The 16824-nt window shown below is 62.0% G+C and carries 15 protein-coding genes and 1 pseudogene; 14 read left to right on the forward strand and 2 right to left on the reverse strand.

Annotated features, from left to right (window positions below):
- Both AC3XYG_RS26010 and AC3XYG_RS26015 read right to left on the reverse strand, forming a co-directional pair.
- A partial coding sequence (locus tag AC3XYG_RS26010) for a winged helix-turn-helix domain-containing protein (RefSeq protein WP_489142777.1) occupies nucleotides 1-520 on the reverse strand: 520 nt, incomplete at its 3' end.
- Nucleotides 521-751: 231 nt separating this feature from the next.
- Entirely contained in the window at nucleotides 752-1396 is a 645-nt protein-coding gene (locus tag AC3XYG_RS26015) for a MarR family winged helix-turn-helix transcriptional regulator (RefSeq protein ID WP_489142778.1), read from the reverse strand.
- Between the two features lie 114 nt (nucleotides 1397-1510).
- Between AC3XYG_RS26015 and AC3XYG_RS26020 the strand changes: the two genes are divergently transcribed.
- The 14 genes and pseudogenes from AC3XYG_RS26020 to AC3XYG_RS26085 all read left to right on the forward strand — a co-directional run.
- Nucleotides 1511-2311 carry an SDR family NAD(P)-dependent oxidoreductase gene (locus AC3XYG_RS26020; protein ID WP_489142779.1) on the forward strand — a complete coding sequence of 267 codons (801 nt, stop codon included), beginning with the start codon at nucleotides 1511-1513 and terminating at the stop codon, nucleotides 2309-2311.
- A 288-nt stretch (nucleotides 2312-2599) separates the two neighbouring features.
- A complete protein-coding gene (locus AC3XYG_RS26025; RefSeq protein WP_489142780.1) occupies nucleotides 2600-5392 on the forward strand; it encodes a hypothetical protein in 2793 nt (930 codons plus the stop codon).
- Between the two features lie 561 nt (nucleotides 5393-5953).
- Nucleotides 5954-6121, forward strand: coding sequence for a hypothetical protein (locus AC3XYG_RS26030; protein ID WP_489142781.1), 168 nt, complete (start codon nucleotides 5954-5956; stop codon nucleotides 6119-6121).
- Between the two features lie 146 nt (nucleotides 6122-6267).
- The gene (locus AC3XYG_RS26035; protein ID WP_489142782.1) at nucleotides 6268-7503 is read left to right on the forward strand and encodes a cytochrome P450; all 1236 of its coding nucleotides are present in this window, start codon (nucleotides 6268-6270) and stop codon (nucleotides 7501-7503) included.
- Between the two features lie 80 nt (nucleotides 7504-7583).
- Nucleotides 7584-8594 carry a polyprenyl synthetase family protein gene (locus tag AC3XYG_RS26040; protein ID WP_489142783.1) on the forward strand — a complete coding sequence of 337 codons (1011 nt, stop codon included), beginning with the start codon at nucleotides 7584-7586 and terminating at the stop codon, nucleotides 8592-8594.
- A gap of 77 nt (nucleotides 8595-8671) precedes the next feature.
- Nucleotides 8672-9829 carry a styrene monooxygenase/indole monooxygenase family protein gene (locus tag AC3XYG_RS26045; protein WP_489142784.1) on the forward strand — a complete coding sequence of 386 codons (1158 nt, stop codon included), beginning with the start codon at nucleotides 8672-8674 and terminating at the stop codon, nucleotides 9827-9829.
- Nucleotides 9826-11067 carry a PqqD family peptide modification chaperone gene (locus AC3XYG_RS26050; RefSeq protein WP_489142785.1) on the forward strand — a complete coding sequence of 414 codons (1242 nt, stop codon included), beginning with the start codon at nucleotides 9826-9828 and terminating at the stop codon, nucleotides 11065-11067. Before AC3XYG_RS26045 ends, AC3XYG_RS26050 begins: the two co-directional genes overlap by 4 nt.
- Nucleotides 11068-11071: 4 nt before the next feature.
- On the forward strand, nucleotides 11072-11890 hold the full coding sequence (locus tag AC3XYG_RS26055; protein WP_489142786.1) for a methyltransferase domain-containing protein: 819 nt from the start codon (nucleotides 11072-11074) through the stop codon (nucleotides 11888-11890).
- Nucleotides 11891-11934: 44 nt separating this feature from the next.
- Nucleotides 11935-12819, forward strand: a complete 885-nt coding sequence (locus AC3XYG_RS26060; protein ID WP_489142787.1) for an SAM-dependent methyltransferase — start codon at nucleotides 11935-11937, stop codon at nucleotides 12817-12819.
- A 5-nt stretch (nucleotides 12820-12824) separates the two neighbouring features.
- Nucleotides 12825-14117 (forward strand): cytochrome P450, encoded by a 1293-nt coding sequence (locus AC3XYG_RS26065; protein ID WP_489142788.1) that lies wholly within the window; start codon nucleotides 12825-12827, stop codon nucleotides 14115-14117.
- A gap of 130 nt (nucleotides 14118-14247) precedes the next feature.
- Complete coding sequence (locus AC3XYG_RS26070) at nucleotides 14248-14961, forward strand: response regulator (protein WP_489142789.1); 714 nt, start codon at nucleotides 14248-14250, stop codon at nucleotides 14959-14961.
- 419 nt (nucleotides 14962-15380) lie between these two features.
- A pseudogene (gene ispF, locus AC3XYG_RS26075) lies at nucleotides 15381-15860 on the forward strand (2-C-methyl-D-erythritol 2,4-cyclodiphosphate synthase); the annotation flags it as partial.
- Between the two features lie 137 nt (nucleotides 15861-15997).
- Nucleotides 15998-16549, forward strand: coding sequence for a hypothetical protein (locus AC3XYG_RS26080; protein ID WP_489142790.1), 552 nt, complete (start codon nucleotides 15998-16000; stop codon nucleotides 16547-16549).
- A gap of 49 nt (nucleotides 16550-16598) precedes the next feature.
- Nucleotides 16599-16824: hypothetical protein (locus AC3XYG_RS26085; protein WP_489142791.1), on the forward strand; the 226-nt coding region annotated here is incomplete at its 3' end.

Below are 16824 nucleotides of genomic sequence, written 5' to 3' on the forward strand. Positions count from 1 at the left end.
CCACGGTTGTCTTCCCCATCCCGCCAGGCCCGACGATGCTGGCGAAGCGCCGCTGCCGAAGCAGCGCGCCCACCGCGGCCACCGACTGGTCACGCCCAAAGATTCGCAACAGCGATGCGGGCAGGCTGGGCTGCCGTATCCGGGGTTTGGCTCCTTGCGCCGGAGCGGGCTCATCCGTCGGAGAGTGATGGATCGGCGCGACGAAGCAGTATCCGCGCCCTGCGATATTGACGATGTATCGCGCCCCGCTTTCGCCATCGCCAAGCGCCTTGCGAAGCGCGGAAACGTGGACTCGAACGTTGGCATCCTCGACAGTGACGTCAGGCCATACGGCGGTCATCAGCTCCCGTTTGCTCACGACGTCCCCGGCGCGCGCGACGAGAGCGATCAGGATGTCGAGAGCGCGGCCGCCAAGAGGGAGCCGCTCGCCTTCTTTCATCAGCAGCCGTTCGGCCGCAATCAGTCGGAATGGTCCGAAAATTGCGGCATCGCCGACGACCGGTTCGACGCCACTTGCCATTTTTTATAGGGCCTCCACGTCCATAGTTTATCATGGGGCGGGTTCGCCAGCGGCATCGGCATTCCGGTTATGCCGCGTGCAGCCCTGCCTTCTCTCGGGTGGTGTGTGATCCATCCCTGGGTATTCGCCGGCCTAGGTTGGCATCACATCGCCGGCGGGACGCACGTCCACGGCTCGCCGTCAGGTATCTGGGCGTTCGATCATAGCGTATGAGGGGAAGTCGCTGAGGGGCTAGGCCCGGAGAGGCCGCCGCGTTTGATACGCTTCAAGGAATTCCGCTGAAGCCACATCGTCCGCCAAGGTCCGCAACGCCGGGGCGGAGCTTCCAAGAACCTCTTCGACACGCTGATTGACGTCGGCCCACAGAAAAAGAGCGTCGCTTAGGAGGGCCTCGCCGCGCGCCGTCAAGGCGCCGGTCTTGGTGCGCCCATCGTGCGGATCGGGACGCAGTTCGACAAGCCCGTCGCGCACGAGCGGCCGGAGAGCATGTGTCAGGCCCGACGTGCTGACAGCGAGGCTCTCGGCCAGGGATTGGAGTGTCGGCCCCTCCGGGTGGCCGGCGTCATGGACGAGGGCGATCTGAGACAGGAGGCTGATCTGGGTCGCCTTGAGTCCAGCTGGAGCCATGGCCCCATCATAGAGCTGGGCAAGGCGCCGTGCCGCGCGCCGCAACGAGGTGTTGGTGCACACCAGATCCGCCAGGATCTCGCGCAGGTGTGATCTGCCCGATTCCCGCTGATCGTCCCGTTCGCTGAACGCAGTGCTCTTTTCCATGACCCTAGAATGGTTGAGCACTCGACCATTGACAAGGGGATTTCGCGACCATAAAAGAACTTTAGCCCTCAATGTATGGTAGGGTTTGGCGGGCCGGATCATCGTTTAGGTCCACGCGATCAGGACCACGGTTTGTCCAAATGGTTGAGCACTGCGCCATTGAAAGGCCGTGCGAGCGTGTATGCAGTTGAGCACTCAACTATGTGGGGTTTTTAGATGTCTGGGTCTTCGTCCAAGCCCATCGCGCTCGTGACCGGCGCCTCGGCGGGTATCGGCGCGGTCTATGCCGAACGGCTCGCTGCCAGGGGTTACGACCTCATTCTCGTCGCCCGTCGGGCTGGGCGCCTGGAAGCGCTTTCGGCCAAGCTCGGCGCTGCTCACGGCACCAAAGTCGACGTCGTGGAAGCCGACCTTGCCAAGGACGCCGACGTCACCAGCGTTGAACAGGTGATCAGAGCAAATCCGGCGATCACGCTGCTGGTCAACAATGCGGGCAATGCCACTTTGGCCCCGGTGGCAAACACGTCCGAGCAGGATGCTGCCGCCATGGTAGCGCTCAATGTCACGGCGCTCACCCGCCTGACCCACGCCGTCCTCCCGGCGTTCATCGCGCGGAATGAGGGCGCGATCATCAACATCGCGTCGGTGCTCTCCTTCCACTCGTTGCCCATCAGCGCGGTCTACAGCGGAACCAAGGGCTACGTGATGAACTTCACACGGGGCCTGCAGCTTGAGCTTGCGGAAACCAATGTTCGGGTCCAATTGGTCTTTCCGGCATCGACGGCGACCGAACTCTGGGACCTCTCCGGCGTTCCGTTGGCGGCTCTGAACCAGGCCAGCGTCATGACGACGGAGAATCTCGTCGACGCCGCGCTGTCGGGGTTCGACCAGGGCGAAGCCATTACCCTGCCTTCCGTCGCAGACGCCAGCCTCTGGGACAAATTCGACGAAGCGCGCTCGACGCTGTTCGCTGCAACGCAGACCGGGCAGCCCGCGCCGCGCTATCGCCCCGCATGAATCGACGGCTTCGCCGTTGTGCCGGTCGCAACCCCTCTGGTGCCTGTCCAAAGCACCCGGCCAGCCGCCAAAGGGGTGAGGGGCCGGCGCATCTCTGCTTGGCTGATCGAACCACCTCCGTACCGGGATGCCGGTCAATACACGTCAGATCTGTTCTTGGTGTCTTCAGCTAATTCTATAATATAGATGAGGCTCCCATCGTGATGGGGGAAGGCTATGGCAGAGAATAATAAAATAAAGGGAAAATACCGGGCTGCCGTCGCCAAGATGGCCAGGAGCCTTAACAGGATGACTGAGGCCATCGTCCCGATGGGGGCGGAGCCCAAGGATCCGCTGGATCCATTCGTCCAGAAGAGGAAGACCAGGAACGACCGGACCGAGATCGTCGTCGGGACCAGGATTCTCTTCGCTGGGGTCCTCGACGTCACCCGGGATGTGGTCGGCCCGGGCGGCGTGGCGAGGCAGGAAGTCTCTGCCATGCAGGTCGTCGCCGAGCGCCGTTCGCGGGGTGACGCCAAAGGGGGCCGCGAGCAGGAGACGTTTCATCCGGTGAAGGCGGACCTGACGCTCGATAAGTCGGTCGAGCTGTACAAGCGGCCGGAGGGTCGCTGGGGTGTCCGCGGTGGCGGAACCGTTGCCGCGTCGTCCGCATGGCTCTCCGAAGACGGCTTTGACACCCTGGATGAAGCCCCGTTCCAGCCCGGATTTTGCCAGGTCGGATCACGCGAATGTTGTGTCGCCGAGGTGATGCTCAAGGGCAAGTCGACCGAACGCTCGGCGCCGGTGTTGGTCGAGCGAATGCGCGGCCCGACCGTGGCCGACGATCATTACCGACTCGTCACTGCGGATCTGGGCCGAGGGCACGAGGTGGAGTTGGTCGAGGGGGCGGCGAAAGCCGACCCTCTCGTGACCGAAGTGCTGCGCCGCGTTGCTGAACGGAAATGGCAAGTGGGTCAGGGGCGAGAGATCGCGGAAATGGCAGCCATCAATGCTCTCACGGCGGGCGCGCCGGTGGATACCGCGGTGGCAGTGTCGGACGATCTGCTCTGGAGTGCCAAGCGGAATCTCGGCGGAGCGGCCGCCGCAACCTATGCCGAGGCTGGTGCCGCTGCCGGCACCGCACACCGGGCTGGCATGTCGGCGGACGATGCAAAGGCTTTGGCCCGGAAGGTCGTGGCGATGGCCGAGCATCTGACCGCCCGGCCGGCCACCGGAGCTCCGGATATCGGCGGGCCCCCGGACCCGGCGGCGTACGCCTCGATGATGGCCGAAGGGATGGCATCAGTCGATGAATGGCAGCGCGAGGTCATCCTTGCGGCCAATGCCATGGCCAACGAGAATCTGGCCACGGCACGGCAGGATGTGGCTGGGCAAAATCGGGATACTCTCGGCCCCGATCTCAGCGCCATCAATGCGGCTGCGCGAGAGCTGTTCATCGAGAAGAAGCTGCAAAAGGACATATTGGTCGCGGTCGCCGGAGAAGCGGCGAGAGACAGAATTGAGCCGGCGCGGAAAACCGCAGAGGTGCTCACCGCAGAGGCGGCGAGGACCCGGGATGATCTCAAAAGGCTCGAGATCAGGATCGGGCAGCTCGAGGTAGACCTGCAAGCGAATGCGCCCGAACCGCCCGATGTGGTACCGCAGGCCCGGGGCCTCCCCGGTGAGAGAGGCAGGCATTCGATCGTTGCGGAGAGGCCGGATCTGACGCATCGGAAGTACCAGGCTACCCAACGGGAATTGAGATACGAGCTGGCCAAACGGGACGCCATGCTCGAGAGATTTGCCGAACAGAGGGCCCTAGCGCAGGCCGCCGGGGCCGAGGTTGAAAGTATATCCGACGATCGGGCCTCGCGGCATGCGGCGGCCGTAAAGGCCTTGTTGGCGGCCGATGCTGCCGCCCCCGGCCGGCAGTCTGCCGCGCTCGCCGCAGCGAAGGCCGCGTCCTGGGCGATGCGGACGAGCAGAGATGAGGTCAGGGCCGAGCGTGCGGCCGCAGCCGCTCATCTCGCCGCCCTCGCCGGCGCGAACGAGGATGATGCCGAAGTGGCCGGGCGGCTGATGGCGCAGTATCACGATGCCGCCGGTAGGCTGGATGATGCCGGGGGCAAGGCGGCCCAGGCTGCGATCGTCCAGGTCGTGACCGGAGGTGCAGGGGCCGACCCAAATCGGCAGATCCTGGCTGCGGCGGCCGCGACCGCGGCGCTGGATGGTGCCAAGCCGAATGTTGTGACCGCAGCGGCCATGGGCAAGGCCATCGAGGCGGCCGAAATCGTGCCGCGCATGCAAGCCGACCGCGTGCCGCCGGTGTTCTCGATCGTCGATCCCGACGCACGATCGGTCGGCGTGGGATCCCCGGTGATTCCGGCCATACCGGCGCACTACGAGGCTGTGGAGTCGCGCTTCGACCCCAACAAGGCGGTCGCCACGGCGGAGTGGAAGTACGCGAAGATCCGGGAGGTCACGGATCTCGGCCTGAGCGGGTCCCCGCGCCACGGCACCACCTCCTATATTATCGAAGTGACGGGGCCGAAGGGCCGGTACTGGGCAGATTTCAACTGGTCGCCGAATGCGAACCAGCTCTATGGCGAGATCCTGATCAAGCCCAGCGGCACGCCGGACGACAAGATCGCCGCGCAGGCCAAGACCCCCATTGCCTATAGCGGGGTGACAAGCGACTGGGGCTCGTTCGAACAGAGGGCGAACGATCTGAAGGCCAGGACCGATGCCGCCTTCGCCGAGGTGGCGAAGCTGCTCACGTCACGCGACGACGATCTGAGCCTCGGCCATCTGCACTATCACGGTGAGGAAAGCCGTCATCTGGCGAATCTGCTGCCGTACAACAAGACCAGGATAGAAGAAGAGATCCGATTGTTCGTCCAGGGGCGGCACAGCCAGCCGATGTTCAAGGACAACATCTCGAAGTTGTTCATCGAGTGGGCCAACGATGTCGAAGGCGATCGATCGCGCAAGAAGCAGATCATCCGGCACCAGATTGATTCAGTGATCCGGGTCGTGACCTCGACTGCGCTCGCGGGCGGCTTGGGGGGCGCCCGGGTCGCCGCGGCGTTCCTGGCCGAGTGAGCAATACCAGAATGCAGTGCTCCTCACCGTCCCGCCGTGGTTGTTCTTTAGGCCCTGATGTAATCGTTTTCCATCCACCAGCCAGTTGGCCGGTCGTCGGAAATCGTCGTCAGGACCCCCATGCGGCGGATCGACGAGGACGGCTTCGGTCTCCCAAGCCGGAACTGCCGTCTTGCCAACGGTATCGAAGGCGCAATCCGTTTCGCGGCTTCCCCGGTGCCCATGACCTAGTGCGCGGCCGGCGATGGGTTTTCGCTCCGATCGTGGCTCCCGGTCTCATCGAAAGTGATCAGCAGGTCTCTGCAGTAAGAATCGGGAATTGCGGGAGATCAACAAAAGCAATTCTCTCGAGAAATATTATGACAATTGAATTACAAGCATGAATTTTTGAAAATTAAAACATGTTTCAATTTCATTAAAACTTGCGAAGATCTCAATTTGTTCTCAATTAAGATTATTGACTTACGAATAGTTTATTTTGTATCAATTTAGAGGGAGATAATTTTACTTGATAAGTATTATCTCTCTTCTTGTTGTGACTTGAGAAAACGGAGAAAAGCTATGAACGCTCAAACGAAGACTGTGATCGAAAACGAGATGGCAGAGACCGTGACCGGACAGGCCGAGGCTGCGGCCCAGGTCGTCGCCTTCGACGAGCTCTCCAATGAAGAGCTTGAGGCCCGTATTTCCAAGGAGTCCGGCGGTTCGGGCGGCTACGCGTACTGCTGAGCTCGTTGTTGCCAAGGCATGCCTCGCTGTGAGCGAGGCATGCTGCCTCTGCCGGGCCTGGCTGGCAGGTCGTCGAATGCTCTCGGCGTTTAAAGCGGTCTTGAAGAGTGGCGTTGTCCGAGATGTCTGTTCATGGCCAAGAACTAATGAAATCCACCGCAATGAAGATTCCAATCCAGCTCGCTGATCCCGTCCTGTTGGAGCTCCTGGGCGACCGGATGGACGATGTCTATGCGCGCTATGCCGATCTTCGGCGGTCGGGCGGCGTGCTTCGGGATGTAAGTGGCGTCATCCTGGTGACGCGGCATCGCGAGGTGGCCGAGATCATTGCTGACCCTGTCTTTGCCTTCGTCGGTCCGCAGGCATTCCCGGCCGCAGGGCCCGCGGTACAGGCTCGGCTCGATGCGACCGGGTTCTACAATCTGCTGATGTTTCGCAGTGGCGTCGCGCATCGCCACGCCCGTCGGGTTCTGTCGGACCTTTTTTCCTTCAACCGGATCGGACGGATACGCACGGCAGTCGAAGTGCAGGCGCAGGAACTTTCGCGGCAGATCGGCAGCGGCGGCGCTTTTGATGTCATTCCGGCGGTCGCCGCTATCCTGCCTGTGCGCATGCTCATGGAATTGCTTGGATTGCCGGAGCCCGAGATCCTCGCTCTCATCGCCCGCTCCCGTGCGATGGCGGGGCTGCTCGCGGCCGCTCCGGGGGCGACCGAGACCTTGTCCGCCGGTATCGCGGAGTTCGAGAGCCTTTGCAGTTGGCTAGACCGGCGCCTGGTCGATTTCGCACCCGGTGCCGATTTTACTCCATTCAGCGACCGGTTCCGGTCCTCCCCGCCGGACGAGCGGCGCGAAATCGTCGCCGATCTTCTGGTGCTGCTCGTGACGGGCTACGACACGTCGAGGGCGATGCTCGGGAATGCTGCCGCGGCCCTGGCCACGCATCCCGAGGTTTCCAGGCAGTTGGCGGTCGATCCGGCGCTGACGCCACGCGCGGTTGACGAGTTGATCCGCTACGACACGGCCGGGCAGATCGTCTTCCGTCACGCCCTTGAGGACACGATGGTCGGCGAGCACCGGATTGGCCGGGGCGAGTTGCTGGCGCTGCTGATCGGTTCTGCCAATCGCGACGAGACGGTGTTTGATCATCCGGATCGACTGGACATCGCCCGAAGCAGGGGGCGCCCACTTTCGTTCGGGATCGGGCCGCATGCGTGCATCGGCGTCGCGGTTGCAAAGATCCAGCTGGCCGCATTCCTGAACGCCTTCGCGCCCTGTCTTTCCCGTGTCGTCGCCGATGTCACGGCGCCGAGAGCGCGGCAGCACGGGCTGGTGCGGGGCCACGACAGCCTGGTTCTGCGCACTTCCGCCCGCGCGGCCTAGCGGAGATGGGTGGATGACGCGTTCATGCCTGCCTCGGGATGCCGAGCCATCACCAATCGGCGACAGGGGATCATAGCAGAATGTTGGAGATCGCATCCGCAGATGATCAGGCCTGGCTCGCCGATCATGCCAGGCGCGCCGAAACCGAAGCCTTCGCCGGGATCGACCGTTTCTCCCGGACACCGTCACAGGTTGGTCTGCTCAAGACGATTCTGGCGAGCACGCTCGATCGCGGTGGCATTGGCGGCGGCGTGTGCCGCATGGCCCTGCAGCTTCCCCTTCTGGTCCATTCCGGCATCCACGGCGCCCCCGACAACGCCATCTACCAGCTTGCCGCCGCTCTGACGCTGCTCGATGCCGGGATCTACACCCTCGACCACATCATGGATCTGGAGATCGACGGTCCGCTCGCCGAACTGCCGCGAGGAGCGTTGTTGCTCGGTGCCGTCTCCTTGATCTCCCATCTTCCCAACCAGATCCTGCTGGCTTTGCCTCACGATGCGTCGATGATCGCCGGCCTTGCCCGTATGCTTGCCGACGGACTTGCCAGGATCGGGGCCGGCCAGTTGGAGGACATCGCAGTCTCCAGCGTGCGCGCCGCGTCCAGCGGAACGGTCGAATTCGCCGTCACGATGAAGACTGGCGAGCGGCGGGCGCTGTTCACCGCCATGGCGGCGACGCTGGCAGGCGGTACGCCGGCGCAGGTCGAGGCCTATGGCGATTTCGGGCGCGCTCTCGGGATCGCCCGCCAACTTCGATCCGATCTCGTGGATCTCTTCGGCCAGAGTCCCAGCCGCGATCTCGCGTCCCGGGTGCTGACCCTTCCGCTCATCCTCTATCTCGAGCGAGAGAACCAGCAACATGTGGCCGAGATGGAACGACTGCTGGCGAGCGCGGGCCAACATCGGGGCGTCCAGCACCAGGTTTGCGATCGGCTGCGCGAATCCGGCGTCATGCGGGAGGTCGTCGCCCGGATCGAACGGCAGTGCCGGCTGGCCCTGGATAGGCTCGACCTGGTGCAGCCTGGCCAGCAAGCCGGCGGGCTGCTGCGCGACCTTGCGCTTTCGGCATCCGTCGTGGCCGCGCGATGATGGCGGCCCGTGACGGCGATCACGCCCCAGGAAGCCGCCGTACGATCACGATCGTCGGGGGCGGGCAGGCGGGGCTGATGCTGGCCATCGGGCTCCGCCAGGCCGGGCATGCCGTGCGACTGGTGCAGGACAGATCCGCCACAGCCATCGCCGACGGGCGGGTGATGTCGAGCCAGTGCATGTTCGCGACGGCCTTGGGCGAGGAGCGGGCGCTTGGCCTCGATCTTTGGTCCGCCAAGGCTCCCCGGATCGAGGGCATCCGTATCGAGGCGCTGCAGACGCCCGGAGCCGCTGTGCCGGGCGTTTCGTTCCTGGGTCGTCTCCGGACCCCTGCCATCTCGGTCGACCAACGCCTGAAGATCCCGGCGTGGCTGGGCCTGTTCGAGGCGCTCGGCGGCACGCTCGAGATTCACACCGCCGACATCGACCTACTCGAGCGCTGCGCCAAGGACAGCGAACTCGTCATCGTGACGGCTGGCAAAGGGCCGCTTTCTGGATTGTTTCCGCTGAATTCGCGGTGGTCGCCCTTCACGCAGCCGATGCGGGCCCTGTCAATGGTCTATCTGCGAGGCGGCGATGCGCCGGATGGCCCGGCCTGCATCACGTCGACAGGGATGCCGGCGGGCGGAGTCATGCGCTTCCCGGCCCTCACCCGCGGGGGGCCGTGCGAGATCCTTCTTTTCGAGGCCTTGATCGGCGGCGCGCTCGACACGGGCCGTTCCGACATCGCCGCCGACGAACAATGGGCGTGCATGCTCTCGGCGCTGGCCCGCGTGCTGCCCCGGGAAGCCGAACGCTTGGCAACGGCGCAGGCCACGGACAGCAAGGCCGGGCTGGCCGGACGCATCACCCCCGCCGTCCGCCATGCGGTCGGCCGCCTGCCCTCCGGTCGCCGCGTTCTCGGCCTTGGCGACGCCGTGGTCCTCAACGACCCTCTCGTGGGCCAGGGCGCGAACAATGCGGCCGGGATGGCGGCTCTCGCTCTCCAGGCGATCCTGCGCCACGGTCCCCGGCCCTTCGAGGAGACCTGGCTGGACGAGTTGGCCGCCGCGGCCTGGAGCCGCGTGCGAGCGGCAACCGCCTGGACCAATTTGAGCCTGCTGCCGCCATCGTTGCACGTCGTGAACCTGCTGCAGCGGGCGACGGCAGATCAGGCCGTGGCTGATCGGTTCGTCCAGGGCTTCGACGAACCGGCCACGATCCTTCCGCTCCTGCTCGGCCAGGAGGCGGCGTGATCCCAACCACGGATGAAGCGCTACTCGCCGCGTCGCCGTCTCGGGCTCCGGGCACGGAGTTGCATTGGCGCCGCGATGGCGCCCGCCAGAGCCCAATTCTCAAGAACCGCGGGCGCGGCCGCTACCATCGGCTCTCGGCCGGCAGTGCCTGGATCTGGTCACTGTGCGACGGCCGGCGCACCGTCGCTTCGATCGCAGAGCACATTGCTGCGAGGGGCGGGCCGCCGGACACCGCGAAGGTTGTCGCCGCCGTCCGGCGGCTGGCGACGGACGGGCTGGTGGAGGGCGTGGAAATCGCGGTGCCACCGCGCGACGCCAATGAGCGTGGCGTCGCCGCAGCGTGCCGCCGCCTCCTGACATGGCGTGTGACGTTCGCGCGGGCCGACGCGCTGCTGTCCTGGTTCTATCGCCATGTCGGGTTCCTCGTCTTCACCCGACCGGTGCGGGCGCTGCTTCTCGTCCTCATGGCGTTCGGCTTCGCGGCCTTCGTGACGATGTGGCGGTCTCAGCCCGATCCGTTCGCGACCCTGTCGGGCCGGTGGCTGTGGTTTCTGCCCGTGTTCTTCTATGGCTGCACGCTGCTGCATGAAACGGCTCACGCCATGGCGACCAAGCATTTTGGACGCGAGGTGATCGGCGTCGGTTTCGGGTGGTTCTGGATTGGTCCGTTCTTCTTCGTCGACACTTCCGATATGTGGTTGGCCGGCCGGCGCGAGCGGATCCTGGTGAGCCTCGCCGGGGCTATCTCGGATCTCATCATCGCCGGTGTCTGCATGGTCGTGGCGGTGGTTGCCGCCCCGCCGATCTCTGCGATGGCCTTTGCAATGGCAGCGGCCCTGTACCTCGTCGTTCTGAGCAATATGTCGCCCTTGCTCGAATACGACGGGTATTACGCACTCGCCGACCTTCTCGATCGGCCAAACCTGCGCCGGCAATCCTTGGGCCATCTCTTCGGTGCCCTGCGTCGGCGCCCCATCCCATGGTGCGACCTCGGCCGGGACAGAGTCGCATCCGTCTATGCCGTCGGATCGCTGATCTACATGGGGTTTCTCCTGACGATGAACGCGTGGTTCAACCACGCCTTTTTCAGCGGCTTGTTCCGGGCCGCGCCGGGCTGGTGGCCGGCCATCTTGGCGTGGCTGATCACCTTCGGCCTCCTCCTGGTTTTCCTGGTCGGCCTCGTCGGGGACATCCGGCGCCTGGCGCAGCCGCCACAGATGCCTGACAAAGGGAGATAGACCGATGCTGGCGCCGCAATTCGACGATGTCGACGCGACCGATCCTGCCGCCTGCGCCTCGTTTCTGGATCTGGCCCTGTCTTTGCCCTCGGTCTCACACTGGAAGCGCTTCAGCCACGACCTGCTTCGGGTTGGCGATGGTGACCGGGTGCTGGACATCGGCTGCGGCACCGGGGCCGACGCAGTGGCACTTGCGCGTCGTGTCCGGGCTGGGGGATGGGTGGTCGGCGTCGATCTCAGCCAGGCTCTTGTATCGATCGCCGAAAATCGAGCGGCATCATTGGGGCTGCGGGTCACGTTCCGGCGCGCCGATATCCACGATCTGCCCTTCGCCAATCACAGCTTCGACTGCACCCGGATCGACCGGGTGTTGCATTTCTTGCCGGATCCCGAACGGGCCGTGCGGGAAGCTGCCCGGGTGACCGCTCCCGGCGGGCGAATGGTCGTCACGGAGCCCGACTGGAGCAGTCTCGACATCTCCGGCGGTGACCCGGAATTGACGGCTGCCATTCTGGCGGCCGGGGCCGAGCAAGTGGCGCCGAGCACGCAGATCGGATCTGCCCTGCCGCAGCTTCTGGCTAGGGCCGGATTGGAACCGACCGGTCACCATGCATCGATGCTGGATCTTCAGGATTATGCCACGGCAGCGGCGCTGTTCGGCCTGGAGGCCCTGGCGTCCCGCGCCGTCAAGGCAGGCAGGGTCGATGCAAGAGAGGCGGTGCGGTGGCTCAGATCCCTGCAAGAAGCGTCCGCTCGCGGAACCCTCCGTTGCGCCCTCGCCGGCGTCATCGCCGCCGCCATCCGACCTGTCGACCGGATATAGGAACGGCGCTTCGGGCGCCGCAACCCCGCAATAGAGATGGCAATATGGACCCAATAATTTCTGATCACGAACGCAGTGTCATCGAATATTACAAAGACAGGACGGATGAATTCTATCTGAGAAGGTGGGACAGCGAAGATATCCATTTTGGAATCTTCGACCATGATGAGAGCCCCGACATCGAGCGGTATGCTGCCGGCGATCACGATGTTCTACGGCGCGGCATTCGGAGGATGACGGAACTCATCACGGCCCCCGCCCAAATCCGCTCGACCGACGTCGTCGTCGATGCCGGCTGCGGTGTCGGTGGGACGGCCATATATCTCGCAAAGAAATATGGCTGCAGGGTTTTGGGAATTAACATATCTCAGCATCAAATTGATATTGCCCGAGCCAAAGCACGCAAGGAAAATCTCAACCACCTCGTCGAGTTTGAGTATGGTGATTGTTCGAAATTATTGCCGGTAAGAGATAATTATGCAAATGTTATCGTAAACATAGAGAGCGCTTGTCATTATAGCAATAGAGAGTTTTTTATCGAAGAGTGTGCTAGGATTCTAACCAATGATGGGAGAATTGTTGCTCAAGATTTGATCGCAAAAGAAGAAATCGATCAAAATAAAACGATATCAGCAACATGCAAAGCATGGGCTATGCATTTTCCGCTTGAGTCACGAATATCGTATCAACTTCTTTTGGAGAAGTACGGATTCACCATATGCGAAATGAATGAGATCGAAGGGTTCATGCCGACGATCGATCTCATGCACCAGAGTGCAACTCATTTCCGGGAAGCGCTGAAGGCGGGTGCCAGGCTAACGGACAACGAGCTGCTGTGGCTGCAGCAATTCGAGACAATGGCGAACGCGTCCTATGCCCGCCATTTGACGCTGCTGCAATACTCCGCCGCGCTATCTCCGGTGCGATAGCCATCATGGGATTGGGAACTTCCTCCCCGCGCGTCCCGCCGGCGATCGCCGCTGAACTCGTCGATCCCTCCGCTTATGCCGACGGGCGCATCCATCGCCACTATCGATGGCTGCGGGCCCACATTCCGCTCGGCGTGGCTGAACCCGACGGCTTCGACCCGTTCTGGGTCGTGACGCGACATGTGGATATCCTCGCCGTCAGTTCCAACAACGAGATCTTCCGGAGCGGCGATCTCCCTACGGCGCTGAGCGGCCGCGCCTTCAACACTGGCGTGCGGCGCATGAACGGCGGCAGTCCGCATCTGATCCGTTCGCTGATCGAGATGGACCCTCCAGATCATATGAAATATCGGGCGCTCACCCAGGCTTGGTTCAAGCCCGCCAATATGCGGAATGTCGAAGGACAGATCCGCGAGGTCGCACGTGCCGCAGTTCATTCCCTCGTGATGCATGGCGGGCGCGGTGATTTCGTAACCGACCTGGTGGAGGCCTATCCGCTAGGTATCATCATGCGAATCCTGGGCCTGCCCGAGGTCGACAAGCCGCAGATACTGCGCTTGACCAAGCAGATGTTCGGCGCCCAGGACCCGGAAGCCGCGCGGCCAGTCGACCCACTTGAGGCGAAGCAATACCCGCTGGGGGCTTTGCCTGCCGTGATCGCGGATTTCGCCCGGTACTTCCGCGCTGTTTGCGCGGACCGCCGGGCTTGTTCTCGCGATGACTTGGCGACTGTGATCGCCAACGCACAGATCGACGGCGGGCCGATTCCCGATCTGGAAGCAGCGAGTTATTATACGATCTTCGCGACGGCGGGGCACCACACGGTTTCGTTCGCGATCGCGGGAGCCCTTCAAGCCCTTGCTGAGAGTCCCGGCGAACTTGCCCGGTTGAAGGCAGATGCGTCGCTGATTCCCGATCTGGTCAACGAAGCGTTGCGTTGGACGACGCCTGCTAAGACGTTCATGCGTTCGGCGGCCATAGATGTCGAACTCGGTGGCCATGCCGTCGCCCGAGGCGACTGGCTGATGCTGTGCTATGCCTCGGGCAACCGCGACGAAGCTGTCTTTGCAGCCCCCGACCTGTTCCGAATGGATCGCAGTCCCAATCGGCACCTCTCCTTCGGCTATGGCCCCCATATGTGCCTTGGCCAGCATCTCGCGAAGCTGCAGATGCGCATCCTGTTCGAGGAATTGCTCCCTCGCCTCGCTTCAATCGAACCCGCTGGCAAAGCGCGGCTGTTGCAGTCCTGGTTCGTCAATGGCCTGAAGTCTCTACCCGTTCGCTTCAGTCTTGCCTGAACCTGCTGTGCCTGAAGGTGACTGTCCACTCAAAAATCGCGCATCATCTGCTGCAAAAGGGGTCCGCTCATCATGATTCAGCGCCTGGTCCTCATTGTTGGTTTGCCATTCGGACTATGGATTATGTTTCATGAGTAGGGTTTTGATAATCGATGGAGATGATTTTCTCCGTATCTCAATCACAAACTATTTTATCAGTCGTGGAATTGAATCGGTCGAGATCGTCAAGGATGACAATCTGGCCTCTTGCTTAAACGAGACGCATACAGATTTGGTGATAATTGATCTACAGTCGGCCCGATATGGCGGGACTGAGCTCCTGCTCAATCTGCGGTCACACGTGCAGAGCCCGGCAATCATCGCCACTGGAAGTACCGCTGATGAGACAGAGCGGGTGGTTGCGTTAGAACTCGGTGCGGATGATTACATTACAAAACCCTATGGCCTGCGCGAACTTTTGGCCCGAAGCCAGGCCGTTTTGCGCCGGCGTCGCGTCATTCAGCCAACGCCACCATGCGCGCGGGGCCGGAAAGGATATCAGTTCGGGGCTTGGCGTCTCGGTCGACATTCCCGTCGCCTGACACATACAGATGGCACCGTCGTGCCACTGTCGAATAGCGACTACACGCTGCTCGTTGCGTTCCTCGACGCCCCGCAGCGCGTACTCTCATGCCGGTATCTGATACAGGCCACGCGTCTGCACGAAGATATCTCTCCAGGGGCCGTGTATGTGCAAGTGCTCCGGTTGCGCCGCAAGTTGGAGGTCGGCGTGGATGCGCCCGTACTAATTCGTACCGAACGTGGACTTGGTTATGTGTTCACGTCGACGGTGAAGCCTTTGTGATCTCGATGCACGCAAGGAGCAGCGCTGTGGGGCGCCGGCTTCTCATCGGTAGCATCGGTGGGCGAGGGCGCGATCGGAGAGGCCTCTGGCGATGCCGTGATCACCTGGGCGCCGGCCGAGCTTCGATCTGGCATCTGATGGGTGCGGGAATTAGTATAATTTGCCGCACAGCGCAAAAAATATGCATTTCATGACTGAAAAATTGGAATTCATCAAATAGTTACAATATATAATATCACCATATCAACATAAATTATGTAGAAATCTCATTATTAATTCGTTCGGCAATTTTGCTCACCACATTGTGCATGCTGGTATTTGGGAATGGCATGATGAAGTTGGGTTTAGAGCCGCTATTAGCGATGGTCATTGAAAGGCTGTAACGGAAGCTGAAGATGGCTATCGAGATTCCCGGACCCGATATCCGCGTGGGGTCGGGCTTTGACGTGCATCGCCTCATCCCCGGTGAAGCGATCGTCCTGTGCGGCGTAACCATCCCGCACGACCACAGGCTTGAAGGCCACTCCGATGCTGATGTCGGGCTTCATGCACTGACCGACGCTCTGCTGGGAGCGATTTCCGCCGGCGACATCGGGCAACACTTTCCTCCCTCCGATGAACGGTGGCGGGGTGCTGCATCGGCCGCTTTCCTTGAACATGCGGCGAAGCTCGTGCGAGTTCGAGGGGCGATCCTCAACGTTGATGTGACGCTGATCTGTGAGCGGCCGAAAATCGGTCCGCACCGGTCTGCCATGATTGAGCGGATCGCAGCCATCCTGGATATCGATCCCGAGCGGGTGAGTGTCAAGGCGACAACCACCGAACAGCTCGGCTTTACCGGACGTCGGGAGGGAATCGCCGCGCAGGCTGTCGCGAATGTGCTGATTTCGCATCGATAGTTGTCCTCGCCGGTCGAATGCCTCCACCAAATAGGGCTGCGCTGAAGTGTCCTCGGATCCCTGACCAAGTGCCGGGAATCTGCAGCTATCGCATTAAACGAAATCGTTGAATTCGATCAGACTTAAAGGAGAAGTTGGTGGCCGAAGATTATCATCACGAGTTTGCGCCGGCTGGGAAGTTGGCTCTCTTTCAAAGAGCTCATGTCGGCGACATGAGCAGTCACACCGGTATCATATCCGCATCGGGCGAGACCATCATACCCATCGCTGAGTTGCTCGCCCGCTTCAATGCGGACGGTTTAATCAGGCTCCGGCGATCCGATTTCGAGCAATCCCTGGGGCTGAAGGAGAAGCTCATTACCTTCAATCTCGGTCGGGTTACGAACGAGATTGGCAAGAGATATCTAATTATTGCGATCGCGAGTCCGGGATTCAAGGACGAAGATGTCGAGGTGTTACCCGTTCTCGATCAGAGGGAGGCTCGTGTCGGCCTCTGCGTAGATGTGCGACAAGAGGTGCCGATCGATAGCGTTCCGTCGGAATATTTTGATCATTCAATTGCGACGATCAAAAACAAGTCCGATCTTCAAGACGCTTTGATCGAAAGATACGCAAAATTCAACCGTGAACTTAGTGCGGAGCAAATAACTTCTCGAGGATGCGCTATGACCACAATAATATTTCTTTAGTGCCGAAGAAGGTGGCTGGATGAGAAAGAAATCGGTTGAGGGGATCATTATGAGCGAAGCGCTGCGCCTCTATGTCGGGTACGATGCGCGTGAGGACATCGCCTGGCAGGTGTGCCGCTATTCGGTGCAGCAGCACGCGTCGAAGCCGGTCGAGGTGACGCCGCTGAAGCTGCCGGAGCTGCGGGCCCAGGGCATCTACACCCGGCCGGTCGACACGCTGGGGTCGACCGAATTCACCTTCAGCCGCTTCCTGGTGCCGGCGCTGGCCGGCTTCG

This window comes from Inquilinus sp. (genome assembly GCF_057815775.1).